Below are 24179 nucleotides of genomic sequence, written 5' to 3'. Positions count from 1 at the left end.
GGCTGTGCCGGCCAACTCCGCGATCTACATCGCCGCGCCCGAACCGGCGTCCGGCAAGGCGACAATCGCGCTCGGGATCCTGCACCGGTTGGCCGCGACGGTCGCCAAAGTCGGTGTGTTCCGGCCACTTACGCGAGCATCTGGTGACGACCCGCTGCGCCCGGCTTCGCCGCGCTTGCGATCGCCACTTACGCGAGCATCTGGTGACGACCCGCTGCGCCCGGCTTCGCCGCGCTTGCGATCGCCACTTACGCGCAGCGGCGAGGCGCGCGACTATCTTCTGGAACTGCTGCTGGAGCACACCACCGCGGGCCTGCCCTACGAGCAATGCGTGGGCGTGACCTACCAGCACCTGCACGCCGACACCGACGTCGCGATCGCCGACATCGTTGCCGCGTACCACGCGATGGCGCAGCAGTGTGACGCGGTGGTGATCGTCGGCAGCGACTACACCGACGTCTCCACACCCACCGAGCTCTCGGTGAACGCCCGGATCGCGGTCAACCTCGGCGTGCCGGTGCTGTTGGCGGTCAGCGCCAAGGGTCGTACCGCCGAGCAGGTGGTCAGTGTGGTCGGGGTCTGCCTGGACGAACTGTCCGCCCAGCGCGCGCACACCGCGGCGGTGGTGGCCAACCGGTGCGAGCCGACGGAGCTGGCGGCCGTGCGCGAAGCGTTGCGCAGTTTCGCTCCAGCCAGTTATGTGCTGCCCGAAGAGCCACTGCTGTCGGCGCCGACGGTGGCCGAATTGGAGGAAGCGGTCAACGGGACCGCGATCAGCGGTGAGACGCCGCTGCGCAGCCGCGAGGTGATGGACGTACTGGTGGCCGGGATGACCGCCGATCACGTGCTGGAGCGGCTGAGCGACGGTATGGCGGTGATCACTCCGGGTGATCGCTCGGACGTGGTGCTTGCCGTCGCCAGCGCCCATGCGGCCGAGGGCTTTCCGTCCCTGTCGTGCATCGTCCTCAACGGCGGCTTCGAGTTGCATCCGTCGATCGCGGCGCTCGTGTCGGGGCTGCGGCTGAGGTTGCCGATCATCGCCACCACGTTGGGCACTTACGAGACGGCCAGCGCCGCCGCGGCGGCTCGCGGCCGGCTCACCGCATCCTCGCAGCGCAAGATCGACACCGCGCTGCAGCTGATGGACCGTCACGTCGATATCGCCGACCTGATGAGTCACCTTGCCATCCCGATCCCGACCGTCACCACACCGCAGATGTTCACCTACGGCTTGCAGCAGCGGGCCCGGTCGGATCGCAAACACATCGTGCTTCCCGAAGGCGACGACGACCGCATCCTCAAATCCGCGGGCCGCCTGCTGCAGCGCGGCATCGCCGACCTGACGATCCTTGGCGAAGAGGCCCGGATCCGGCTGCGTGCAGCCGAGCTCGGGGTGGATCTGGGTCAGGCCGAGGTGCTCGACCCGCGCACCAGCCCACTGTGCGACCAATTCGCCGAGCAGTATGCCGAGTTGCGGAAGTCGCACGGGATCACCGCCGAGCTGGCACGTGAAATCATTTGTGACGTATCGTATTTCGGCACGATGCTGGTATACAACTCCTATGTCGACGGCATGGTGTCCGGAGCCGCTCACACCACAGCGCACACCGTCCGCCCGGCGCTGGAGATCATCAGAACGGCCCCGGGCATCTCCACGGTGTCGAGCATCTTTCTGATGTGCCTGCCCGATCGGGTGCTGGCCTACGGTGACTGCGCCATCGTGCCCAACCCGACGCCCGAGCAGCTGGCCGATATCGCCATCTGCTCGGCGCGCACCGCCGCGCAGTTCGGCATCGAACCGCGGGTGGCCATGCTGTCCTACTCCACCGGGGCTTCCGGGACCGGAGCTGACGTCGAAAAGGTCAGGACGGCAACGGAGTTGGTTCGCTCACGAGAGCCGCAGCTGCTGGTCGAGGGGCCTATCCAATACGACGCCGCTGTCGACCCCGCGGTCGCAGCCGCCAAGATGCACGACTCGCCGGTGGCCGGCCGGGCGACGGTGCTGATCTTTCCCGATCTCAACACCGGCAACAACACCTACAAAGCGGTGCAGCGTTCGGCGGGAGCCATCGCGATCGGCCCGGTGCTTCAGGGCCTGCGCAAGCCGGTGAACGACCTGTCGCGCGGGGCGCTTATCGAGGACATCGTCAACACGGTTGCCATTACCGCAATTCAGGCGCAGGGGATCGACGATGGCCAGTAGCCGCCTGGTGCTGGTGCTGAATTCCGGCTCGTCGTCGTTGAAGTTTCAGTTGATCGATCCGGTGTCGGGTATTTCACGGGCGGCCGGCAACATCGAGCGGATCGGCGAATCGTCGTCCGCGGTGCCCGACCACGACACGGCGCTGCATCGTGCGTTCGACATGTTGTCCGAGGACGGCATCGACGTGCGGACCTGTGGCCTGCTGGCGGTAGGACATCGGGTGGTGCACGGCGGCACGGACTTTCACCGGCCGACAGTTCTCGACGATGCGGTGGTCGCAAGGCTTGAGGAACTGTCGGTGCTGGCACCGCTGCACAACCCGCCCGCGGTGCTGTGCATCAAGGTGGCGCGCGCCATGCTGGCCGGCGTCCCGCACATCGCGGTATTCGACACGGCGTTTTTCCATGACCTGCCCGCCGCGGCGGCGACCTATGCCATCGACCGGGACTTGGCAAAGGCGTGGCAGATCCGCCGCTACGGATTTCACGGTACGTCGCATCGCTACGTCAGCGAGCGGGCCGCCGCCTTCCTGGGCAGGCCGCTGGAAACCCTGAATCAGGTTGTGCTGCATCTGGGTAACGGTGCGTCGGCATCGGCGATCGCCGCCGGGCGACCGGTCGACACCTCCATGGGCCTGACTCCGCTGGAGGGTTTGGTGATGGGCACCCGCAGCGGTGACGTGGATCCCAGCATCATGTGGTACTTGTGGCGCAACGCGAACATGGGTGTGGACGAGATCGAGTCGATGCTCAACCACCGCTCGGGGATGTTGGGACTGGCCGGTGAGCGCGATTTCCGGCGGTTGCACGCGCTGATCGAAAATGGCGACGGTGCAGCGCGATTGGCCTACGACGTGTTCATCCACCGGTTGCGCAAGTACATCGGTGCTTACCTGGCGGTGCTGGGACATACCGACGTGCTGACTTTCACCGCGGGGATCGGCGAGCACGACAGCACGGTGCGCCGCGACGCGCTGTCCGGAATGGCTGAGCTCGGCATCGAAGTCGACGAGAAGCGCAACGCCAGTCCCGCCGGCGGGCCGCGACAGATCTCGCCGGACAACTCGCCGATCGCGGTACTGGTGATCCCCACCAATGAAGAACTGGCGATCGCCCGCGATTGCCTACAGGAAACCGAGGCTCGTCCGGCCGGTTCCGACTGACGGTGTCGGGTCGGTTCCGAGGGTATGTACCAGTAGCTCGTAATAGGTGTCGCGGAAATCGGTGGTGGACTTGAGGTCTCCGTGGTCTTGGTCGGTGAGACTGGGCTCGTCGCCGTAGTAGCCGCCCTTGACGGGCACCCCTGCGACGAAGACCGGCCCCGCCGTTCCGTGATCGGTGCCCTGAGAAGCGTTGGCGGCCACCCGCCGCCCGAACTCCGAATACGCCAGCACGACGACGTTGCGGCCGCAGCGATCCCCGGCCATCTCCTGCAGGAATCCGGTGACGGCCTCGTCGAAGGTCTGCAGGAGCCGCTGCTGCGTGTCGCGTTCGTCGGCGTGGGTGTCGAATCCGTCCAGGTGGACGGTGTAGACCCTGGTCGGCACCCGTGCCTTGATCGCGCCGGCCACCATGTTCAGCTGGGTGGCCAGCGAATTGTGGGCGCTTTCCGGCTTGATGGACGCGAACGCCGCGTCGGTGGTGCGCGCGTCGCGATAGGCCCTGGACACCGCCGCCATCGCCGGGGTGTCGTTCGGGTCGGTGGCGCTCAACGCCTGCGTCGTCGCGTCGAACGCATCGGCGGCTTTCGGCACGGCAGTGGTCGAAAGCGCTGCGGCGGTGTGCTTTTCGCCCACAGCCAGCGGAGGCAGCACGGCACCGATGTTGACCGCGCGCAGCGGGTCGTCGCCGGTGGCGTCGAGCCAGCGGCCGATCCAGCCCGTCGAAACCGGTTCGGCCGGTGATGCGGTTTGCCAGATGTCCATGGACCGGAAGTGGCTGTGGTCGGGCTTGGGATAGCCGACGCCGCGCACGATCGCGAGTTGCCGCTGACTCCAAAGCTGGGCCAGGCCCCGCAGTCCCGGGTTGAGGCCCAGTTGTCCGTCCAATGGCAAGACATCGCCGGCAGCGTAGCCGAGTTCGGGACGAGCATCATGATATGCGTTGTCGGCGTAGGGGATTACGGTGTTGATCCCGTCGTTGCCGCCGTAGAGGGTGACAATGACGAGCACGCCGGCGTCGTCGGGCAAGGGCCGGTCGTAGGCCGCGCGCTGCAGATCGCGCCAGCTGACCGCCACCGCTCCGGAGAGCAGACCGGCCGCGCCGACACCGGCGCTGGCGATCAGGAACCTGCGGCGATTGATCATGACGTCAGGTATTCCGGTGTGTTGACGGCGGCGGCGACCAGCTGGGGTGGGCGTCGCACCAGCGGCCCGAGCGCGCGGGCGCTCCGGTCGGTCCACGCGCCCACGCCGATCAGATAGCCGACGGCGTCGATACGGTTTGGGGCGGAGGCACTTTCGACGGCTGACAGGTCAGCGGTATTCGCCAGGTGCAGGGCGACGCGCAGTCGCGTCCCGGCGGACGCGGTGGACAGCCACACCTGGCCCCGCGGCCAGCCGCCGACGTCCGGTGGGAAGAAGGGCCGTTGTCCCAGCGCCGCGAGGGTCCGGTCGATCAGCTCGAGGTGGTTGTCGACCGGGGTCCGAAGCGACCGGATGACGCCAGCCAGCCATTCGACCGGGGTGGTGACGACCGTCGCGCGGCTACCGGTGAACTCGTCGTCGGTGAGTATGGCCCGGGTCAGGGCGCGCAGATCGCGCGTGGTGCCATAGGCGCTGATCAGTCGATCGAGCACCGCCGCCGACGGGGGTTCGTCGGACGCCAACTGCTGCCACATGCGACCCGCGACATACTGTGCGGAGTTCGGCTGGGCGAGTACGGCGTCGCAGAACCCGGCGGCGTCGAAGTTGCCGGTGACCCCGAACAGCGTTTTGGGGGTGAAGTCGTGTCGCCTGGGCAGCATCGACGTCCGGCCGTCGGCGCCGATGACCCATCCGGTCAGCGCGCGGGCACCGGCCCGCACGTCATCCTCGGTGTAGCCGTTGCCGTGGCCCAGCGCGAACAGTTCCATGAATTCCCGGGCCAGGTTTTCGTTGGCGGCCCTGGCGGTATTGCTCTGCCCGTCCAGCCAGCGCAGCATCGCGGCGTCGGTGAGCATGGTATAGGCCAGCGTGCGGAAGTCGCCCAGTGCCAGCGTGCGCAGCTTCTGGTTTTGTGCTGCCAGATATGCCGGGGCCCGGACTTTCCGCGCCGAGGTGGCAAAGTGGTTGTGCCACAACAGGGTAAGCTTCTCGCGTAACGGCTGCCGGACGGCGATCATGCGGCGCAGCCACCATCCGGACAGCTCGGCTTGCTGCGCGGCCAGCTCGCGGGTGAACTCCGCACGAGCCGCCGGCGTTGCCCTTTTGCCCGGGGGCCGCGGCGCGGTCAGTTCGGGCATCGGGGTTTGTCGGACGCCCGGGTCCGCGTCGAGGTCGGCGGCCAGGGCGGCGTCGAGGTAGACGGGCCAGTCTTGATTGGCCACCGCGTCCACCTCGACGCCGCTCACCCCGAACCCGGCCCTGCGAAGGAGTCGGGCCGTGGTGATCCACCGCGTGGATTGCCCGGCCATGTTCAAACTGTGACGGGCGAAGCTGTGTTTTCACTATGTTTGCCGTGTGTGCCGCCGAGTGGCTTCGAGATCGCGCGGCTCATGCGCCCACTCGAAGCCCAGGACGCACAGTCGATTTCAAGCCTGTGGATACGCGGAATCACTGTTGGCGGTCGACGTGCCATCCTCTGCGGCATGTGGGATTCGCAAGCACCTTTCCTCGGCAGCGCGGTGTTGGCGTCAGGAACGTTGACCCGGCATCAACTTCGCACCCGGTACCGGGCAGTGCTGCCGAATGTCTACCTGTCGCGGCGGGTGCAGTTTTCTTTCGAGCAGCGGATTGCTGCAGCTTGGCTGTGGTCGCGTGGTTCAGCTGTTATTGCGGGTGCGGCGGCCGCGGCGGTGCACGGGGCCAGATGGATTCCCGACGACTTCCCCGTAGAGCTGATTTGTGTCAAGTCCCGGCCGCCGCGTGGTGTGCTGACGCGCCGCGACGTGCTGAGCGACGGCGAAATGCAGATCGTGGACGGTCGCGCAGTCACCACACCCGAGCGCACCGCCTTCGACATCGGCCGGCGCGGAGCGGTCCGCTCGCCGTCGTCCGGCTGGACGCGCTGGCTCGGGCGACGGGTTTCAAGGTGGACGATGTGCTGTGTGTCGCCGGCCGCCATCCCGGGGCGCGCGGACTGCGGCAGCTGGAGACTGCGCTGGAGCTCGTCGACCCCGGCGCACAATCACCGAAGGAAAGCTATCTGCGGCTACTGCTGATCGATGCGGGATTCCCGCGACCGCGCACGCAGATACCGGTACCGGGCGCGGATGGCATTCCGTTCGCGTACCTCGACCTTGGCTGGGAGGACTATATGGTCGCCGTCGAATACGACGGCGACCATCATCAACGAGATCGCCAACAGTATGTCAAGGACATTCGACGCGCCGAGCTGCTCGAGCAGATGGGGTGGGTCATCATCCGGGTGGTGGCCGAGGATCGCCCCGCGGACATTCTGCGCCGGGTACGGGCGGCGGTTCGAGAGCGGACTTCGGTTGTACGGTGAGGTGCGGCGGTGGGGATGGGGTTCGGTTGTGCGGTAGGGGTTTCCAGTGTGCGCCAATGGCGTCGACGGTGCATCCTTGGCGGTGTTTGGGCGATTCTTACGCCCTGGACGCACAGTCGACGCCCTGGACGCACAGTCGACGCCCTGGACGCACAGTCGACGCCCTGGACGCAGACTCGCCGCCCTGGACGCACAGTCGACGCCCTGGACGCACACTCGAGGCCCTGGACGCAAACTCGAATCCCCAGCCCGATGCTGAGGTAGTAAACCCGCACTTCCGGCGAGACGGCGGCCGATCACGTCAGTCACATCAGCCACAAGGAGGTCGCGGCGTCCGTCGTGCCCACCTGATAGCGACAAATCCGTTGTGCGCGTTAGGTTGTCGCTGATAGGTGGGCAAATTGTGCACCGCCCCAGACAGCGATTCATGTGGCAGATGTGATTACCGTGGCCCGGGACATCCGTAAGCCTAGGGAAACACCGGCCAGGACGCCCTCCCAACGCCCAAGCACCCCAAACAACAAACCTAGAACGTGCTGGTGGGACGCACGTTGTTGGCCATGTCCACCAAGGTGTAGCGGTGCCGTTGCGTGGGCGCGATACGCGCCAGGCTACGCAACGCCGCCTCGACGCCGAGCCGCAGCCCGTGATCGGTGAACGGAAACCCGAGGATGTGATTGGTGCTGGCCTGGTTGTCCTGTAGCCAGTCCATCGCGCCGCCGAGCACCAGCGCACGAATCTGCAGCACGCGCGGTTCGGTGGGCGGCAGCGACTCCACTCGCCGGGCGGCGTCACGGATCTGATCCTCGGTGATTTCGCTACGTGACCGTTCCGACAGCAACGTCACCGCGCTGGTCAGTCGGGCGGTGGTGAAATGCCTTGAGCTGGGCGGTACTTCATCGAGGGTGCGAACCGCGCCGGCCCGATCGCCTTTGGCCGAAAGGGTTCTGGCCAGTCCGAAGGCCGCCGAGATCACGCCGTCGTTGGTCTGCCACACCGTCTGGTAGAAGTTGTGCTCGTCGGTGTAGCCGGCCAGTTCCGCGGTCGCGGCCAGCGCCAGTTTGGGCGCGAGTTCGCCTGGGAAGGTATCCAGCACCTCGGTGAAATGCTTGATGGCAGAGTCGTAGTCGCCGGTGAGCAACTCGGCAACCGCCTTGTACCAGACCAGCCGCCAGCGCCAGCCCACCCGGTCGGCCAGGTCGTCGAGTTTGCGGGTGGCCTTGGCGACATCACCGAGGTCCAGCAGCGCCCGCACCTCCATCAGCGGCAGTTCGACAGATTCGGAAAGGTCGACGCCGTCGGCGCCCAGGGCGCCGTGCCGGGCAGCGCGCAGCGAGTCCAGCGTCTGCACCGGCTGAGAGAGCACGGTGGCCTGCAGGACCGGTGCCGCGACGTCGGTCGGGTCGACCAGCGGTACCTGCAGCGCGGTCACGATCTCCTTGGCAGTCAGCTTCTCCGCATGGACCTGGCCGTCCAGATACACGTCGGTGTGCGCGACCAGCAGGTCCACGCCGAAGGTAGACCGGCTGGGACTGAAGATGGTCGACAGCCCGGGCCGGGGCACCCCGGTGTCGGCGGCAACCACCTCCCGCAACACGCCCGTCAACTGCGCCGACATTTCGTCTGTGTTGGCGAATCGCCGTCGCGGATCGGGGTCGATGGCGCGGCGCAGCAACCGGCCGAAGGAGTCGTATTTGTCCAGCACCGGGTCGTCGTCGGGCAGCCCGTCGGCATACCGGCCGTGGCGGGTCGGCAGGTTCAGCGTGAGCGCCGCCAGCGTGCGCCCCACGGTGTAGATGTCGGTGGCCACGGTCGGGCCGGTCCGCACGATCTCGGGCGCCTGGAAGCCGGGAGTGCCGTAGAGGTATCCGAACGAGTTGATCCGCGACACCGCACCCAGATCGATCAGCTTGAGCTGCTCCTCGGTCAGCATGATGTTTTCCGGCTTCAAGTCGTTGTAGACCAGGCCGATCGAATGCAGATAACTCAGCGCCGGAAGGATTTCCAGGATGTAGGCGATCGCCTCGGCGACCGGCAGTTTCTCGCCGCGGCCGCGCCGCAGCGACTGCCCGCCGATGTACTCCATGACGATGTAGCCGACCGGATCTCCGTGCCGGTCGGTGTGCTCGACGAAGTTGAAGATCTGCACGATCGACGGGTGCACGACTTCGGCCAGGAACTTGCGTTCCGCCATCGCGATCGCCTGCGCCTCGGCGTCCCCGGAGTGCACCAGGCCTTTGAGCACCACCGGACGGTCGTTGACGTTGTGGTCGAGGGCCAGATACACCCAGCCCATTCCACCGTGCGCGATGCAGCCCTTGACCTCGTACTGACCGGCAATGATGTCGCCGGGGCTCAGCTGCGGCAGAAACGAGTACGGACTGCCGCAGTAGGGGCACCAGCCCTCCGAGGCGCCCCTGTCCTCCGCGCCGCTGCGACCGACCGGGCGTCCACAGTTCCAGCAGAACCGCTTCGACTCGGGAACCACCGGGTCGGTCATCAGGGCCTTGAGCGGATCGGTATCCGGTACCCGCGGAATCTCGACCAGGCCACCGCCGAGCTTCCTGACCGGCGGCAACGCCCGCGTCGCAGCCGACATCCGCTCCTGCGGCTGGGTGTCCATGGCGCCCAGCGAGATGGACAAGTCCTCGTCGTCATCGTCGAAATCGGGACGGAAAATCGCCTGAGTCGCCGGCGGCCGGCTTCCGGCGGCCGCGCCCGTCTGCACGTCGGCCGACTGCGTGCCGGGAGCCAGGTCTTGCCGGCCTTCCTGATCGTCGGTCGCTGAGTCGTTGTGCGCGGGCTTGGCGGACATCAATCCAGATACCTCGGCTGGGGCGGCACCGGTGCTGGACCAAGGACCGATAACCACTTGCGGTACAACGTATTCCAGGTGCCGTCGGTACGGATCCGTTCGAGTGTGCCGTTGACGAACCGGACCAGCCCGGTGTTGTCCAGCCTGATCCCGATGCCATAGGGCTGATTGGCCATGTCGGGCCCGACGATGTGCAGATAAGGGTCTTCTTCCACCAGCCCGGCCAGAATCGAGTCGTCGGTGCTGACGGCATCGATCTGGCGCTGCTGCATTGCCACCAGGCAGTCGGCCCAGTTCACCACCGACACGACGACCGGTGGCGGCGCGATCTCGCGGATCCGGCGCAGCGACGTGGTGCCCCTGGCCACGCAGACACGCTTGCCGGACAGGTCCGACACCTTCGCGATGGACGAGTCGCGGGGGGCCAGGATGCGCTGGTTGGCATCCAGGTACACGGTCGAGAAGTTCACCAGCTTGCGTCGCTCACAGGTGATGGTCATGGTCTTGACCACGACGTCGACCTGGGAAATCTGCAGCGCGGTGATGCGCTCCGCGGCTGACAGGATCCGGTACTCGACGTGTGACGGGCTGCCGAAGATGTCGCGCGCCACCTCCCCGGCGATGTCGACGTCGAAGCCGGTGATATCCCCGGTGATCGGGTCGCGGAAGCTGAACAGGTTGCTGCCGATGTCGAGCCCGACGATCAGCCGGCCTCGCGCGCGGATATCGGCCACCGCGGCATCGGCCTCGGCTTTGGCGGGGAAGGGACGCAGGCTGGCGGTCGGGTTGCAGTCCTGGCTCGCCGCGTCCGGCGGCAGCGGCGGCTCGGGCGGCATCACCTCCATTCCGACCGGCGTGGGATACGGGAGCGTCGGCGTCGTCTCGACTTTCAGCGATTCGGCGTGGCCGCAACCGGCGAGCAGGACCGCCGAGGCGAGGAGCGCGAGAGGCGTTGCCGCCCTCCGGAAACTGGGCAGGCCCTTCATCACCGATATTCTTTCAGTCTGGGCCACAGTCCGAGCGCGACCGCAGTGGCGGCGCCCACACTGAGCACCACGCCGCCAACCTGGGCGCCGGCCAGTCCCCGCCGGGCATTGAGCACGTCGTCGCGAAGGTGGTGGCGGCTCTGCTCCATGGCCCTGGTCAGCGCCTCGTCGAGCTTGTCGAACGCGGGCGTGGCGTCGTCCTTGCCCTTGCCCAACGCAACCTGGATGGCGGCCCGATAGTTGCCGACCGAAATGTAGGAGTTGATCCGGTCGTTGGCCTGCTGCCAGCGGACGAGCAGCTGATCGGCACCCTGCAAGTCGGGTTTGTCGACGGCGTCGCGGCGGGCCATGTAGTCGTCGAGCTGGTGATGCATGGCCTCGATGCGCTGGTAGAACGACCGCTTGCGGATCTCTTCGTCGCCGCGCCGGATCAGCGACAGCGTCTCGTCGGCTCGCGCCTGCTGGGCGGTGATCGCCAGGTTGGTGACGATCTTCAGCGACTCCGCCGCCGAGTCTTTGGCGCTGCGGCTGGCCGTCGTAGAGATTGCCAATGCGGTTCCGACCCAGACCACCATGACGAGAATACCGAGCGCACCGACGACAAGACCGGGATTGATCCGTCTGCGGGTGCGCCGGGCCAGCCAGCGGTGCGAGAAGGCGCCGAAGGCCACCGTGCTGGTGACGACCAGGATCACCGGAGCCGGGATCTGGGTGGACGCGGTGGTTTCCCGGTCGACCCGTTCCGACGTCGCCTGGTACAGCTGTTGCGCGTCGGGCAGGATCGTCGACTGCATCAGCCCCGATGCCTCCGACAGGTACGACGACCCGACCGGGTTACCCGCCCGGTTGTTGGTGCGCGCGATCTCGATGAGGCCGGTATAGACCGCGAGTTCAGCGTTGATCCGGCCCAGCAATTGCACCAACGACTCATCGGTGAGCCCACTCGACGCGCGGGTCACCGCCACCGCCGCGTCGGTGATGGCCTGCTCGTAGCGCAGCCGGACGGCGCGGGGTTCGGCCTGGGCGATGAACGCGGTGGCTGCCGCGGCGTCGGCCACCGACAACGTGGTGTAGAGCCGTCCGGCCGCAAACGACAGCGGCTCGGTGTGTTCCAGCACGGTGGTCAGCACTTGCTGACGGTGGTTGATCGTCGTCGACGTGGCGAACGCGCTGGACACGCCCAGAGCTGCCAACACGATGCCGATGGTCAGGATGCGCCCGGGTGTGGTCGAGACGAACCACCAGCGCGGATGGGCCGGTTCGGCGGGCGACCGCGATCCCAGCGGCTCGGTCGACGGGTGCGCCAGCTCAACCGTCACGTCTGGTCCGACCTCAGCTTTCGATATCTATTCGGCTTGTTCGGCGAAGTCACCAACCCGGATAAGCGAATTCTAAGAGAATGCGCCGACAGATGTGGGGAGGCAGACTTAATTACCCTAAGTCCCCGGCGGCGTCGCGTGCATATCCTGAATTGGTGCAGGGCGACGGGGACGGATGGGTGGTATCCGACAACGGCGCCCACTACTGGGGCCGATTCGGCTCGGCCGGGCTGCTACTTCGGGCCCCGTTGTCCGACGGCGGACCCGCGGTGCTGCTGCAGCACCGGGCGGTGTGGAGCCATCAGGGTGGCACCTGGGGCTTGCCGGGCGGCGCCCGGGACAGCCATGAGACTCCGGAACAGACCGCGGTCCGCGAAGCCCGGGAAGAGGCGGGCCTGGCGGCCGAGCGCCTGACCGTGCGGGCGGTGCTGGTGACGGCCAGCCCGCGCGGCACGGCCTGGACCTATACGACGGTCGTCGCCGACACCGACGAGTTGCTGCACACCGTGCCCAACCGGGAAAGCGCCGAGCTGCGCTGGGTTGCCGAGGACGACGTGACCGACCTTCCGCTGCATCCCGGATTCGCCGCCAGCTGGCAGCTGCTGCGCACCGCCCCGGTCACCGTGCCGCTGCGCCGCGGCGATGAACGCCGGCGACGGCTGCCCTGCACGGTGGAAATCGAGGACGGGGTCTTCGTGTGGTGCATGCCGGGCGACGCGGATCTGGTGCCGTCGCAGCTGAGTCCGCGGGTCAGCTCGTTGCTGGAAGCGCTGACCTGAGCCGTTCGGCGGCTGCCTTCGGGTCGTCGGCCGCCGCGATGGCGCGCACCACCACGATCCGGCGGGCACCGGCGGCCACGACGTCGGGCAGGCGCTGCGCGTCGATGCCGCCGATAGCGAACCACGGTTTGTCGCCACCGATTGCGGCGGCGGCCCGCACCAGGTCCAGCCCCGGTGCCGGGCGCCCCGGCTTGGTCGGGGTGGGCCAGCAGGGTCCCACGCAGAAGTAGTCGTCATCGGCGACGGCGGCCGCGGCAACCTGGTCGCGGTCATGAGTGGACCGGCCGATCAGCACGCCGGGCCCGACGATCTTCTGGGCGATGCTCGACGGCAGGTCGCGCTGACCCAGGTGCAGCACGTCGGCGCCGGCGGCCGCAGCGATGTCGGCCCGGTCGTTGACCGCGAACAGGGCGCCGTGGCGGCGGGCCGCGTCGGCGAGGACCTCGCAGGCGGCCAGTTCGTCGAGTGCCTCCAGCGGCCCGAACCGCTGCTCGCCGACCGAGCCCTTGTCCCGAAGCTGGATGATGTCCACGCCACCGGCCAACGCCGTATCGGCGAACTCGGCCAGGTCGCCGCGCTCGCGACGGGCGTCGGTGCACAAATAGAGCCTCGCTTCGGCCAGACGAGCCAGACGGGCCAGACGGGACTGCACACTGCGACGCTAGCGCGCTAGTTTGGAACCAGAAGAACCCTGTAGGCACGGGAGTCCCGGGTAACCAGCGGGACTGAGAGTGGGCACCTTGGACCTGCCCTGACCGTCACACCTGATCCGGGTCATGCCGGCGAAGGGAGCAAGGATGTCAGCACCCACACCCGCGGGGTCATTGGCCGTCATCGGCGGCGGCGTCATCGGCTTGTCGGTGGCACGCCGGGCGGCCCGGGCCGGATGGTCGGTGCGGGTGCATCGCAGCGGTGAGCCCGGCGCGTCGTGGGTCGCCGGCGGCATGATCGCCCCGCACAGCGAAGGCTGGCCCGGTGAGGAAGGGTTGTTGCGGCTCGGGCTGCAGTCACTGCGGCTGTGGCACGACGGCGGTTTTCTGGACGGGCTGCCGTCACACGTGGTCACCGCGCGCGGGTCGCTGGTGGTGGGTGTCGACCGGGCCGACGTCGCCGACCTGCATACCGTCGCCGACTGGTTGTCGCAGCAAGGACACCCGGTGGTGTGGGAGTCGGTCGCCCGCGACGTCGAACCGCTGCTGGCCCAAGGCATCCGGCACGGCTTTCGCGCGCCTACCGAACTGGCGGTCGACAACCGCGCCTTGCTCGACGCGCTGATAGTGGACTGTGAGCGCCTCGGCGTCGCCTGGGCCGCTCCGGTGACCGGGCTGTCCGAGGCCGAGGGGGACGCGGTGGTGATCGCCAACGGCATCGACGCCCCCGCGTTGTGGCCCGGCCTGCCGGTGCGCCCGGTCAAGGGCGAGGTGTTGCGGCTGCGGTGGCGGAAAGGTTGTATGCCGTTGTTGCGCCGAGTGATTCGCGCCCGCGTCCATGGCCGTCAGGTGTATCTGGTGCCGCGGGCGGACGGGGTGGTGGTGGGTGCCACCCAGTATGAACACGGCCGCGACACCGCGCCGGTGGTGTCGGGCGTGCGTGACCTGCTGGACGACGCGTGCGCGGTGCTGCCGGCCCTGGGTGAGTACGAATTGGCCGAGTGCTCGGCGGGACTGCGGCCGATGACGCCCGACAACCTGCCGATCGTGCAACGCCTGGACGCGCGGACTCTGGTCGCCGCGGGCCATGGCCGATCGGGGTTCCTGTTGGCGCCGTGGACGGCCGAGCAGATTGTGTCCGAACTCGCTGCGGTCGGGGCGAGCGCATGATCGTCGTCGTCAACGAGGAGCAGGTGGAGGTCGACGAACAGACCACCGTTGCCGCGCTGCTGCGGTCGCTGGGTTTCCCCGACCGTGGCATTGCGGTGGCCCTGGACTGCGCGGTGCTTCCTCGATCTAACTGGGCGACAATGCTTTCCGAAGGTGATCGGCTCGAGGTGGTGACGGCGGTGCAGGGTGGTTGACGTGGGTGACAAACTGACGATCGGCGACCGCAGTTTCGCCTCCCGGCTGATCATGGGCACCGGGGGAGCGACGAATCTGGCGGTGCTGGAAGAGGCCTTGGTCGCCTCGGGTACCGAGCTGACCACCGTCGCGATCCGCCGCGTCGACGCCGAGGGCGGAACCGGTCTGCTCGACCTGCTCAACCGGCTGGGTATCACGCCGTTGCCCAACACCGCAGGGTGCCGTAGTGCCGCCGAGGCGGTGCTGACCGCGCAGCTGGCCCGCGAGGCGCTGGACACCAACTGGGTCAAGCTGGAGGTGATCGCCGACGAGCGCACCCTGCTGCCCGATTCTGTCGAATTAGTCAGGGCCGCAGAACAATTAGTCGACGACGGGTTTGTGGTGCTGCCGTACACCAATGACGACCCGGTGCTGGCCCGCCGCCTCGAGGACACCGGTTGCGCGGCGGTGATGCCGCTGGGCTCACCGATCGGCACCGGTCTCGGCATCACCAACCCGCACAATATCGAGATGATCGTGGCGCGGGCCGGCGTTCCGGTGGTCCTCGATGCGGGCATCGGCACCGCCAGCGATGCCGCGCTGGCGATGGAGTTGGGTTGTGACGCGGTGTTGTTGGCCACCGCGGTGACCCGGGCCGCAGATCCTCCGGCGATGGCCGCCGCGATGGCGGCGGCCGTCACCGCCGGCTATCTGGCGCGCCGTGCCGGCAGGATCCCGAAACGCTTTTGGGCACAGGCCTCCAGTCCTGAGCTATGACCAAACGCTATGTGGCGCTTGGCAGTTCGATGGCAGCCGGCCCGGGCATCCGGCCCCGCGCGGCCGGCGCGCCGTGGCGGTCCGGCCGATCGGCCCGCAACTACCCGCACCTGGTCGCCGAACAACAACGCCTGGAGTTGGTGGACGTCACCTACTCCGGCGCCACCACCGCCAATGTGCTCGGTGACCAGCAGCACGGCGCGCCGCCCCAGATAGCCGCGCTGGACGGCTCGGAGTCATTGGTCACGGTCACCATCGGCGGCAACGACGTCGGCTACATTCCGCTGCTAATGGCCGCGGCGTTGCCGCGACCGGTGCGGCGCCTGCCGCTGCTCGGCGCGTGGATAGCCGAACTGCGCGACCGCAATTCCCGCGATCAGGCCCTGGCCCAGGTATTCGATTCGCTGTGCGAGGTCGGTCGTTCGTTACGGCGGCGAGCGCCGCGGGCGCGGGTGCTCTTCGTCGACTACCTCACGGTGTTGCCACCGGCGGGCGTGCCGGCTTCGCCGCTGTGCGCAGCGGACAGCGAGCTCGGCCGCCACGTCGCCGCGACGCTGGAACGACTTACCGCCGACGCCGCCGCGTTCACCGGCTGTGAGGTCGTGCGCGCCGCGGCAGCCAGCCGTGACCACCACGCGTGGTCGCCCGAGCCGTGGACGGAAAAGCCTGCCCGGTTCGGGGTGCCGCTACCGGCGCGGCCGGCGCCGCTGCACCCCAATGCGGCCGGGATGCGCGCGGTGGCGAAACTGGTTGCGGCCCAACTGTAAGCGTCAGCCGTTGGTCCGCCACCACTGATAAAGCGCGGGGACATCCGAGTTGCCGGCACGGATGTAGCTGAGCACGTTCTTGGCGTCGGTGGTCCAGATGATCTCGGCGGCACCCTGGTAGGTGCCGCAGGCCACCTGTCCGGCGGTGGTGCCCGCGCTGCCCTGGCGCCAGGTGGTCGGCGACTGGCCGCTGTCCCCGCACGCGGTGAGGGTTTCGTCCTTGATGCTGGCTTTGAATGATCCGTTCATATCGTCGGGGTTGGCGAAGAGGATGTACTTGGCTTGGGCGGGTCCCGCGGCGTCGGGGCTTTGCCCGCAGGAAAGCGCGGCGAGTTCGCCACTGGTGATTGTCTGGGCCGTGCAGTTGTTGAGACCGTAACCTTTGGACACCGAACCAGCGAGTGTGTTGACGTCGGACGCAGTGCCGGTGGGGTCCGCCTTCGCGGTAGCAATACCCAGGCAGCCGAGGCTACCCATGAGTGCTGCAGCCGTCGCGGCTCGCAGCGCGGTGGTGAAGTGAGACATCCTTGACTCCTTGGTGTGTCGGACCGACGATGCGGCTGCGTTGACATCGGTGAGTGTATTGGTGTCGCTCGTCGGAAAACAGGGCTTCGCCGATCGGTATGGGAGAGCCGTGACAGGGCTATGTCGGCGCCCGAATACAAATTCGGTTAGAAATTGTCTGTTGTGACATCAATTTCGGTGTGCGGCCGATATTGATTCAACCTGCGAGCACGTCTGGGCACTGGTGCCGATGATTCGTGAAATCATCGGTCGGACAATTCCTTTCGCCAGAGGTCGATCACAGGTTCTGGCGCCGGCTGACCCTGATGGCAGCGGTAAACGATTGCCCCCGGGGGTAATCCGGGTCGAGCCGATTCGGACGAGGGCGCCACGTTGCGTCACGGAAACGGTTCAGCGGGCGCCCGCCGCCGCGCGGATTTTTCCGATTAGATGATGCCGTCACGACGGCTCTCGGGTATGGTAGGCACCGCTTTAGGGCCAGCTAACTTCTCTTGATCTGGAGTTTTCATGACACAACCACCACCGCCTGGTTACCCGCCGCAGCAGCCACCCGCCGGGCAACAACCTGACAACTACTTGGTGTGGTCCATTCTGGTGACGTTGTTCTGCTGTCTTCCGCTTGGGATCGTTGCGATCGTCAAGTCCACCCAGGTCAGTGGTCTGTGGGCACAGGGGCGCTATGCAGAGGCCCAGGCGGCCGCCGACGCCGCCAAGAAGTTCTGCATCTGGTCGGCCATCGCGGGTGTGGTCGTGCTTGTCATCTACGGCATCTTGATGGCGGTCGGCGCGCTGAACGCGGGGACGTCGAGCGCGGCCATGCTCGTGGGGATGTTTTAAGGCGAGTACATGTTGACCCACCAAGGGTCGGTGCCGTTGCGGTTGGGTGCGCCACTGCTGGTGGCCGCGGCCACCATGTCGGTGTGCGCCGTTGTCTGGGTGGGTGACCCGACAACGCCGAACGGTCCACTGCCGGTATGCCCCACCAAGGCATTGCTGGGAATCGATTGCCCCGGCTGTGGCAGTCTGCGAATGCTGTACAGCCTGCTGCACGGCAATCTGTTGGCCGCCGCCAGATTCAACGCTCTCGGCCTGGCGGCGGTGGTGCTCTTGGTGTGGGCCTACCTGGCGTGGACTTATGGTCGCCTGGTAGGCCGGCGAATACGCGGGTGGCAGCGCAGTCGCTGGGCAGCCCTGGTGACGCTGTCGCTGGTGCTGGCCTGGTTCGTGGTGCGCAACATCCCGGTGGCACCGTTCAGCGCTCTGTTCGTTTGAGTTCACCTGCATTCACTAAGTCCGGATCGATTGCTCGCCGGATGGGTGTCAAGCGCCGCCACTGCCGAACCGCGGTCTAATCTGGGCGCGATGGCGAACAAATCAAGGACCCCGGCAATGGCCGTGGTGGTGGTCGTTGCCTTGCTGGTGGTCGGTTGTGTTCATTCGTCAACCTGCCCGCAGACCCCTACCGGCAATCCCGCCGCGGCCGAGTTCGCCGACACGTTGCATAACCGGGTGCATATCGAAGCGATGATGGCGCATCTGACCAAACTGCAAGACATCGCCAACGCCAACAATGGCACCCGGGCGGTGGGCACCCCGGGCTATGAGGCCAGCGTCGACTATGTGGTCAACACCTTGCGCAACAGCGGTTTCGACGTGCAGACACCGGAGTTTTCGGCCCGCGTGTTCCACGCCGAGAAGGGGTCGGTGAGCGTCGGCGGCCTGACCGTGGAGGCGCATGCGCTGGAATACAGTCGCGGCACCGGCCCGGACGGGGTGAGCGGACCGTTGCTGTCGGTTCCCGCAGACGACAGCCCGGGCTGCACCGCCGCCGACTACGACAAACTGCCCGCAAGGGGTGCGGTGGCACTGGTGGACCGTGGCAGCTGCGAATTCGCCCAGAAAGAAGACGTCGCCGCGCAGCAGGGCGTCGCGGCGCTGATCATCGTCGACAACGTCGACGAGCAGTCGATGGGCGGCACTCTGGGGGTCAACACCGACGTCAAGATCCCGGTCGTCGGTGTCACCAAGTCGGTGGGCATGCAGCTGCGCGGCAAGTCCGGGCCGACAACCGTCAAGCTCACCGCGAGCACCCAGAGTTTCAAGGCGCGCAACGTCATCGCGCAGACCAAAACCGGGTCTAGCACCGATGTGGTGATGGCAGGCGCCCATTTGGACAGCGTGGCCGAGGGTCCCGGTATCAACGACAACGGCTCCGGAGTGGCCGCGGTCCTGGAAACCGCAGTGCAACTGGGCAACTCGCCACAGGTGCACAACGCGGTGCGGTTCGGATTCTGGGGTGCCGAGGAGCTGGGGCTGATCGGGTCCCGCAACTATGTCGAGTCGCTCGATCTCGACGCGCTGACGAACATAGCGCTCTATCTGAATTTCGACATGCTGGCCTCCCCTAATCCGGGCTATTTCACCTATGACGGAGACCAGTCGCTGCCGCTGGACAGCCGTGGCCAGCCGGTAGTGCCGGAAGGCTCGGCCGGGATCGAACGGCTGCTGGCCGCCTATCTGAAGTTGGCCGGCAAAACCGCGCAGGACACCGCGTTCGACGGTCGTTCCGACTATGACGGATTCACCTTGGCGGGGATCCCGTCCGGCGGGCTCTTCGCCGGCGCGGAGGTCAAGAAGACCGACGAGCAGGCAAAGCTGTGGGGCGGCACCGCAAACGAGCCTTTCGATCCCAACTATCACCAAAAGGGTGACACCTTAGAGCACATCGACCGCACGGCGCTGGGCATCCAGGGCGCCGGTGTCGCCTACGCCGTGGGCCTGTACGCACAGGACCTGACCGGCCGTAACGGTGTTCCCCCGGTAGGGGATCGCACCCGTCACGTGCTCGTCAAGCCATGATGCGGAGCCTGATAACGACGCTGGTGCTGGCCTGTTTGCTGGCCGCATGCTCGGCGCCCAAGCCGGCGCCGCCGGCAGCGGCGCCCGACCTGGGTCGCACGCTGGCCGGCAAGGTCACCGCCGACGGGATGTTCACCCACCTGCGTGCGCTGCAGGCCATCGCCAACGCCAACAACGGCAACCGGGCGACGGGTACGCGTGGCTACGACGCCAGCGTCGACTATGTGGTGAACGCCCTGCGCACCAAGGGGTTTGAGGTGTCAACCCCACAGTTCGAGCGGGTGTACACCGCCTTGCAGGGTAAACCGGCGCTGACGGTTGCCGGCCGCAGTTATCCCATCGACCAGGCCTCGCTGCTGGTTCGGACACCGCCCGGTGGCCTGACCGGCCAGCCGGTACGGCCCATCCAACCGGCCGGCTGTGCCGTCGGCGACTACCCGTCCGTCCTGCCGAAGAGCGCGATCGCCGTGGTGGACGATACGCGCTGTTCGATCGTCGACAAGCAGAACAGCGCGCTCGCCAAAGGCGCTATCGGGCTGATCGTGGTGAGCGGGCCCACGAGACAGGGAAGCCCGCCGACCCTCTTCAGCCCCGGCTACTACAACCAGCTCACCGTACCCGTCGCGGTGGTCGACACCAACGTCGCCGCGGCCCTGGGACGCGCAACCGCCCCGGTGCGGCTGGTGCTGGACACCGAGAACGTCAAGATCACATCGCGGAATGTGCTGGCGCAGACCAAAACCGGGACGCCGAATGAGGTGATCATGCTCGGCGCACATCTCGACAGCCCGGCCGGGGGCCCGGGCATCAACGACGGCGGGTCCGGGGTGGCCGCGGTGCTGGAAACGGCGCTGCAGTTGGGTCCGCTGCCGCCGGTGAACAATGCGGTGCGATTCGCCTTCTGGGGCGCCGGGCTCACCGGCGCGATGGACTACGTCTTCGGTCTGAATGGCGAACAGCTCAACAACATCGCGATGTACCTGAATTTCGACATGCTGGGCTCGCCCAACGCCGGCTTCTTCACCGACGACGGCGACCAGTCCGGCCCGCCGGGTCCCGGTGTGGCGTCAGCCGATGTGCCGGAAGGTTCGGCCGGCATCGAACGCACCCTCGCCGGCTATGTGAACCTGGCGGGTAGGCGGCCCGCCGACATGCCGCTGACCGCCAGTGCCGACTACCATCCGTTCCTGGTCGCCGGTGTGCCGATCGGCGGTCTGACCACCGGCGCCTCGCAGCCGAAAACCACGGTGCAGGCACGCCTTTGGGGTGGCCAGGCCGGCGTCGCATTCGATCCCGACTACCTGAGCGTCCGGGACACCGCCGACAACGTCAACAGGGAAGCACTGGCCGTGATGGGCTCGGCAGTGGCGTTCGCGGTGGGCAGCTATGCGCAGTCCATCGGGGGCGTCAACGGCGTCACCCCACACGGCAAGCGCCATCGCGCCCCGGTGTCGTAGCGGCTGCCGCGCCGGCCGGCGTCCGGCAGGCCCGGCAAGTATAGAAACCGTTGTGGCACCGGCCTGCTCGGGCCGAATGCGGCACCAGGATTTTTTGCGGCGTCGCCGCTTGGTTTGCGCACTGACTTCCAACCAACCGATCTAAACTGGGACCCTTGGGTGCAGGCCGGTCGGGATCGGGGTCGATTACATGGATAACTGCGGTCGGACAAGACGTCAATTGCGGCGGCGACGCACGCGCGGGCTGACCGCATCGCTACGCGCCGCGGCAGCCGGCCTGGGTGCCGTGCTGGTGGTGGCCGGCTGTACCACCATGGTGGAGGGACGTGCGCTGTCGATCCTCAACGACCCGTTCCGGGTCGGAGGTCTGCCCGCGACCAACGGTCCCAGCGGCCCCCGTCCCAACGGGCCCGCTGCGACCGGCACGGTGATCAACACCAACAACGGACCGATCGACAAGTTGTCGTTGCTGTCGGTCAACGATATCCAGGATTACTGGAAGGAGGTCTACAGCGAAGCCCTCAAGGGCACGTTCAAGCCCGTCGACAAACTGGTGTCCTACGACTCCAACGACCCCAGCAGCCCGATGGTCTGCCGCAACGAGACCTACCAGCTGGTCAACGCGTTCTTCACCTCGCGCTGCAACATGATCGCCTGGGACCGCGGAGTATTCATGCCGGTCGCCGAGAAGTATTTCGGCGATATCTCCGTCACCGGCGTGTTAGCACACGAATTCGGGCATGCCCTTCAGGTGATGGCGAAGTTGGTGACCCGCAACGACGCCACCATTGTCCGTGAGCAACAAGCGGATTGCTTCGCCGGCGTCTATTTGTACTGGGTGGCCGCGGGTAAGTCGCCGCGCTTCACGTTGAGCACCGCGGACGGGCTCGACCACGTGCTCGCCGGGATCATCACCACCCGCGACCCGGTGATGGACGCGGATGCGGAAAACGACGACGAACACGGGTCCGCCCTGGACCGCGTCAGCGCCTTCCAAATGGGCTTCCTCAGTGGGACCGAGGCGTGTGCGGCGATCAACAAGGCCGAGATCGAGCGGCGCCGTGGGGATCTGCCGAAAGGCCTGCGGGTCGACAGCAGCGGGAACCAGGAGACCGGTGAGGTCGCGATCAACGAAGACACACTGAAGACGCTGATGGAGCTGATGGGCAAGATCTTCTCGCCCAAGAATCCGCCCACGCTGTCCTACCAGCCGGCCGGCTGCGGGGACGCCAAGCCGAGCCCGCCGGCGTCATACTGTCCGGCCAGCAACACGATCGTCGTCGACCTGCCGGCGTTGGCGACCATGGGAAAGGTCGCCGGCACCGGCGAGCAGTCGTTGCCGCAAGGCGATGACACCGCGTTGTCGATCGTGATGTCAAGATACGCACTGGCGGCGCAGCATGAACGCGGGCTGGCGATGCAGAGTCCGTGGACCGCCCTGCGGACGGCCTGCCTGACCGGCGTCGCGCACCGGAAAATGGCCGAGCCGATCGACCTGCCGTCCGGTCAGCAACTCATTCTGACCGCCGGTGATCTCGACGAAGCCGTTTCCGGGTTGCTGACCAACCACATGGTGGCCAGCGACGCCGACGGGATCAGCGTGCCGGCCGGGTTCACCCGGATAGCAGCGTTCCGTGCCGGAGTGGGCGGCGATATGGACGCGTGCTATTCGCGCTACGCGTTGTAGCGCTGGCGGCCGCATTCGTTCGAATTCCGTTGCTGTGCACGGGATTATTGGACAGCGTCGGCAAGGAGCGAGTTACCAGATGCAGAGTGGCTCGGTGCGGGCTAAGGTAAGGATCTCGTTATCCGCGCAAGCCGGCTGCGGCGGATGTGGTTTCGGCGCGAGCTGCGCTGCCGGGTTGGTGAGGTGGTTCGACACGATGGTGGAGCTGAGATGCCGCGGTTGATGTGCGGTGGGCGCCGGGCCCTTGCCATGGTCGGTGCATCCTTGGGTCTCGCACTGCTCAACGCCGGTGTGGCACATGCCGACGGCCCGATCCAGTTGAGAAGCCGATTAGGCGATGTCTGTCTGGACGCGCCGAGCGGAAGCTGGCTCGGCCCGGTGGTGATCAACCCCTGCAATGGGACAGACTTCCAGCGCTGGAATCTCAATGACCAGGAGATCGAAAGCGTGGCCTTCTCCGGGGAGTGCCTGACGCAACCGGGGGAGAGTTGGTGGGCGAAACTCAATCCCTGCACCAATTGGATCAGCCAGCATTGGACCATCCAGTCCAACGGCCAGGTGACGAATGACCTTGGGGGTTGCCTCGCGGTTCTCGGCGGCCCAGACCCGGGGACTTGGGTGTCGACCCGATGGTGTAACGCAAATGCGCCTGAGCAGCAGTGGGATAGCGTTGCCTGACCGGGCTTGCCGGGTACTTCCGCCTCAGCATCGGCGCGTGGTTGTCATGGGTCGTCGTTGTTGTCGTGCAGGAGCTTTTCTGGGTGGAAGTAGGTGTTGGTTCGTGGCTGGCCGTGGTCGAGATGGGCTGGTGGGATCCATTGGGTGGTTCCGTCGTTGAGTTTGCGGGTGGTCCAGCCGCCGGAGGTGACCAGTTGGTGGTGGGGGCCGCAGGCCAATGTCAGGTCGTCGATGTTGGTTTGTTGGCATTGGGCGAAGTCGGTGACGTGGTGTACCTCGGTGAGGTAGCCCGGTACGTCGCAGTTGGGGAATGAACACCCTCGATCCTTGGCGTACAACACGATTCGTTGTCCGGGTGTGGCGATGCGTTTGGTGTGATGCAGGCCCAGCTCGCGTCCTTTGGTGAAGATCCGCAAGTAATGATGGGCATGGGAGGCCAGCCGGATCACATCGTGCATGGGCAGCAGGGTGCCGCCGCCGGTAAGGGCGTTGCCGCAGCCGGATTCCAGTTCGGCCAGCGTGGTGGACACGATGATGGTGGCGGGCAGCCCATTGTGTTGACCCAGATCAGTCGAGCACAGCATGGCCCGCAACGCGGTGTTGATCGCGTCATGGGTGCGTTGGGCGGCGCTGCGGGTGTCGGATTCGATCGCGGTTTGGGTGGGGGTGCCGCTGACACAGGGGTCT

21 protein-coding genes, 1 pseudogene and 1 riboswitch are annotated in these 24179 nt (G+C 66.8%); of the genes and pseudogenes, 14 read left to right on the top strand and 8 right to left on the bottom strand.

The features are described 5' to 3' along the window. Positions 1–4: 4 nt before the first annotated feature. On the top strand, positions 5–2203 hold the full coding sequence (gene pta / locus AWC07_RS11740; protein ID WP_085105078.1) for a phosphate acetyltransferase: 2199 nt from the start codon (positions 5–7) through the stop codon (positions 2201–2203). Further along, on the top strand, positions 2193–3365 hold the full coding sequence (locus AWC07_RS11735) for an acetate kinase (protein WP_036409370.1): 1173 nt from the start codon (positions 2193–2195) through the stop codon (positions 3363–3365). The genes pta and AWC07_RS11735 overlap by 11 nt, the downstream gene beginning before the upstream one ends. Here AWC07_RS11735 and AWC07_RS11730 read toward each other — a convergent pair. Both AWC07_RS11730 and AWC07_RS11725 read right to left on the bottom strand, forming a co-directional pair. Further along, positions 3327–4508: a DUF1501 domain-containing protein gene (locus tag AWC07_RS11730; protein ID WP_036409368.1), complete on the bottom strand. Its 1182-nt coding sequence runs from the start codon at positions 4506–4508 to the stop codon at positions 3327–3329. The two genes, AWC07_RS11735 and AWC07_RS11730, sit on opposite strands and share 39 nt — an antisense overlap. Next, complete coding sequence (locus AWC07_RS11725) at positions 4505–5815, bottom strand: DUF1800 domain-containing protein (RefSeq protein WP_036409366.1); 1311 nt, start codon at positions 5813–5815, stop codon at positions 4505–4507. Before AWC07_RS11725 ends, AWC07_RS11730 begins: the two co-directional genes overlap by 4 nt. 174 nt (positions 5816–5989) lie before the next feature. Between AWC07_RS11725 and AWC07_RS11720 the strand changes: the two are divergent. Beyond that, positions 5990–6849: pseudogene (locus AWC07_RS11720) on the top strand (endonuclease domain-containing protein). A gap of 526 nt (positions 6850–7375) precedes the next feature. Here the strand turns inward: AWC07_RS11720 and AWC07_RS11715 are convergent. From AWC07_RS11715 to glnX, 3 genes are read right to left on the bottom strand one after another with little or no spacing between them, the layout of a single operon-like run. Continuing rightward, positions 7376–9664: a serine/threonine-protein kinase PknG gene (locus AWC07_RS11715; RefSeq protein ID WP_036418702.1), complete on the bottom strand. Its 2289-nt coding sequence runs from the start codon at positions 9662–9664 to the stop codon at positions 7376–7378. Beyond that, positions 9664–10650, bottom strand: a complete 987-nt coding sequence (locus AWC07_RS11710; protein ID WP_036418699.1) for a glutamate ABC transporter substrate-binding protein — start codon at positions 10648–10650, stop codon at positions 9664–9666. Before AWC07_RS11710 ends, AWC07_RS11715 begins: the two co-directional genes overlap by 1 nt. Then, entirely contained in the window at positions 10650–11969 is a 1320-nt protein-coding gene (glnX, locus tag AWC07_RS11705; protein ID WP_036418697.1) for a protein kinase G-activating protein GlnX, read from the bottom strand. Before glnX ends, AWC07_RS11710 begins: the two co-directional genes overlap by 1 nt. Before the next feature lie 155 nt (positions 11970–12124). On the opposite strand from glnX, the gene AWC07_RS11700 reads away from it, so the two are divergent. Continuing rightward, positions 12125–12748 (top strand): NUDIX hydrolase, encoded by a 624-nt coding sequence (locus AWC07_RS11700; RefSeq protein WP_036418694.1) that lies wholly within the window; start codon positions 12125–12127, stop codon positions 12746–12748. On the opposite strand, the gene thiE is transcribed toward AWC07_RS11700, so the two are convergent. Continuing rightward, on the bottom strand, positions 12720–13379 hold the full coding sequence (thiE, locus tag AWC07_RS11695) for a thiamine phosphate synthase (protein WP_139829658.1): 660 nt from the start codon (positions 13377–13379) through the stop codon (positions 12720–12722). The genes AWC07_RS11700 and thiE overlap by 29 nt on opposite strands. Before the next feature lie 58 nt (positions 13380–13437). Then, positions 13438–13556, top strand: a riboswitch (TPP riboswitch). Between thiE and thiO the strand changes: the two genes are divergently transcribed. The 4 genes from thiO to AWC07_RS11675 all read left to right on the top strand — a co-directional run bounded on the left by thiO (position 13546) and on the right by AWC07_RS11675 (position 16286). Continuing rightward, a complete protein-coding gene (gene thiO / locus AWC07_RS11690) occupies positions 13546–14568 on the top strand; it encodes a glycine oxidase ThiO (protein WP_036418691.1) in 1023 nt (340 codons plus the stop codon). (Overlaps the previous riboswitch by 11 nt.) Continuing rightward, the gene (thiS, locus tag AWC07_RS11685; protein WP_036418688.1) at positions 14565–14762 is read left to right on the top strand and encodes a sulfur carrier protein ThiS; all 198 of its coding nucleotides are present in this window, start codon (positions 14565–14567) and stop codon (positions 14760–14762) included. The genes thiO and thiS overlap by 4 nt, the downstream gene beginning before the upstream one ends. Before the next feature lies 1 nt (position 14763). Next, entirely contained in the window at positions 14764–15519 is a 756-nt protein-coding gene (thiG, locus tag AWC07_RS11680; protein ID WP_036418686.1) for a thiazole synthase, read from the top strand. Then, on the top strand, positions 15516–16286 hold the full coding sequence (locus tag AWC07_RS11675; protein ID WP_036418683.1) for an SGNH/GDSL hydrolase family protein: 771 nt from the start codon (positions 15516–15518) through the stop codon (positions 16284–16286). Before thiG ends, AWC07_RS11675 begins: the two co-directional genes overlap by 4 nt. 3 nt (positions 16287–16289) lie before the next feature. Here the strand turns inward: AWC07_RS11675 and AWC07_RS11670 are convergent, their stop codons facing one another. After that, on the bottom strand, positions 16290–16811 hold the full coding sequence (locus tag AWC07_RS11670) for a hypothetical protein (RefSeq protein WP_036418681.1): 522 nt from the start codon (positions 16809–16811) through the stop codon (positions 16290–16292). 507 nt (positions 16812–17318) lie between these two features. Here AWC07_RS11670 and AWC07_RS11665 point away from each other — a divergent pair. The 6 genes from AWC07_RS11665 to AWC07_RS11640 all read left to right on the top strand — a co-directional run bounded on the left by AWC07_RS11665 (position 17319) and on the right by AWC07_RS11640 (position 23492). After that, a complete protein-coding gene (locus AWC07_RS11665) occupies positions 17319–17648 on the top strand; it encodes a CD225/dispanin family protein (RefSeq protein WP_036418679.1) in 330 nt (109 codons plus the stop codon). Between the two features lie 9 nt (positions 17649–17657). Continuing rightward, positions 17658–18083, top strand: coding sequence for a DUF2752 domain-containing protein (locus tag AWC07_RS11660; RefSeq protein WP_036418676.1), 426 nt, complete (start codon positions 17658–17660; stop codon positions 18081–18083). A 90-nt stretch (positions 18084–18173) separates the two neighbouring features. Continuing rightward, a complete protein-coding gene (locus tag AWC07_RS11655; RefSeq protein ID WP_036418716.1) occupies positions 18174–19670 on the top strand; it encodes a M28 family metallopeptidase in 1497 nt (498 codons plus the stop codon). Next, positions 19667–21127 (top strand): M28 family peptidase, encoded by a 1461-nt coding sequence (locus AWC07_RS11650; protein WP_036418674.1) that lies wholly within the window; start codon positions 19667–19669, stop codon positions 21125–21127. Before AWC07_RS11655 ends, AWC07_RS11650 begins: the two co-directional genes overlap by 4 nt. A gap of 190 nt (positions 21128–21317) precedes the next feature. Further along, the gene (locus tag AWC07_RS11645; protein ID WP_051508240.1) at positions 21318–22814 is read left to right on the top strand and encodes a neutral zinc metallopeptidase; all 1497 of its coding nucleotides are present in this window, start codon (positions 21318–21320) and stop codon (positions 22812–22814) included. Between the two features lie 210 nt (positions 22815–23024). After that, the gene (locus tag AWC07_RS11640) at positions 23025–23492 is read left to right on the top strand and encodes an Rv1419 family lectin (protein ID WP_036418672.1); all 468 of its coding nucleotides are present in this window, start codon (positions 23025–23027) and stop codon (positions 23490–23492) included. A gap of 44 nt (positions 23493–23536) precedes the next feature. Here AWC07_RS11640 and AWC07_RS11635 read toward each other — a convergent pair. Further along, the coding region (locus AWC07_RS11635; protein ID WP_139829653.1) for an HNH endonuclease signature motif containing protein at positions 23537–24179 on the bottom strand (643 nt) is incomplete at its 5' end.

The organism is Mycobacterium gastri (assembly GCF_002102175.1).
Taxonomy (GTDB): domain Bacteria; phylum Actinomycetota; class Actinomycetes; order Mycobacteriales; family Mycobacteriaceae; genus Mycobacterium; species Mycobacterium gastri.
The sequence above is the reverse complement of the archived record's forward strand: the minus strand, read 5'-3'. Positions and strand labels throughout refer to the sequence as shown.

Coding starts and splice junctions, on each gene's coding strand:
- AWC07_RS11670 (WP_036418681.1), bottom strand. CDS start 16,811: ATGTCTCACTTCACCACCGCGCTGCGAGCCGCGACGGCTGCAGCACTC.
- AWC07_RS11660 (WP_036418676.1), top strand. CDS start 17,658: ATGTTGACCCACCAAGGGTCGGTGCCGTTGCGGTTGGGTGCGCCACTG.
- AWC07_RS11725 (WP_036409366.1), bottom strand. CDS start 5,815: ATGGCCGGGCAATCCACGCGGTGGATCACCACGGCCCGACTCCTTCGC.
- AWC07_RS11715 (WP_036418702.1), bottom strand. CDS start 9,664: ATGTCCGCCAAGCCCGCGCACAACGACTCAGCGACCGACGATCAGGAA.
- thiS (WP_036418688.1), top strand. CDS start 14,565: ATGATCGTCGTCGTCAACGAGGAGCAGGTGGAGGTCGACGAACAGACC.
- AWC07_RS11645 (WP_051508240.1), top strand. CDS start 21,318: ATGGATAACTGCGGTCGGACAAGACGTCAATTGCGGCGGCGACGCACG.
- AWC07_RS11675 (WP_036418683.1), top strand. CDS start 15,516: ATGACCAAACGCTATGTGGCGCTTGGCAGTTCGATGGCAGCCGGCCCG.
- AWC07_RS11655 (WP_036418716.1), top strand. CDS start 18,174: ATGGCGAACAAATCAAGGACCCCGGCAATGGCCGTGGTGGTGGTCGTT.
- AWC07_RS11730 (WP_036409368.1), bottom strand. CDS start 4,508: ATGATCAATCGCCGCAGGTTCCTGATCGCCAGCGCCGGTGTCGGCGCG.
- AWC07_RS11665 (WP_036418679.1), top strand. CDS start 17,319: ATGACACAACCACCACCGCCTGGTTACCCGCCGCAGCAGCCACCCGCC.
- AWC07_RS11650 (WP_036418674.1), top strand. CDS start 19,667: ATGATGCGGAGCCTGATAACGACGCTGGTGCTGGCCTGTTTGCTGGCC.
- AWC07_RS11710 (WP_036418699.1), bottom strand. CDS start 10,650: ATGAAGGGCCTGCCCAGTTTCCGGAGGGCGGCAACGCCTCTCGCGCTC.
- thiO (WP_036418691.1), top strand. CDS start 13,546: ATGTCAGCACCCACACCCGCGGGGTCATTGGCCGTCATCGGCGGCGGC.
- AWC07_RS11735 (WP_036409370.1), top strand. CDS start 2,193: ATGGCCAGTAGCCGCCTGGTGCTGGTGCTGAATTCCGGCTCGTCGTCG.
- AWC07_RS11640 (WP_036418672.1), top strand. CDS start 23,025: ATGCCGCGGTTGATGTGCGGTGGGCGCCGGGCCCTTGCCATGGTCGGT.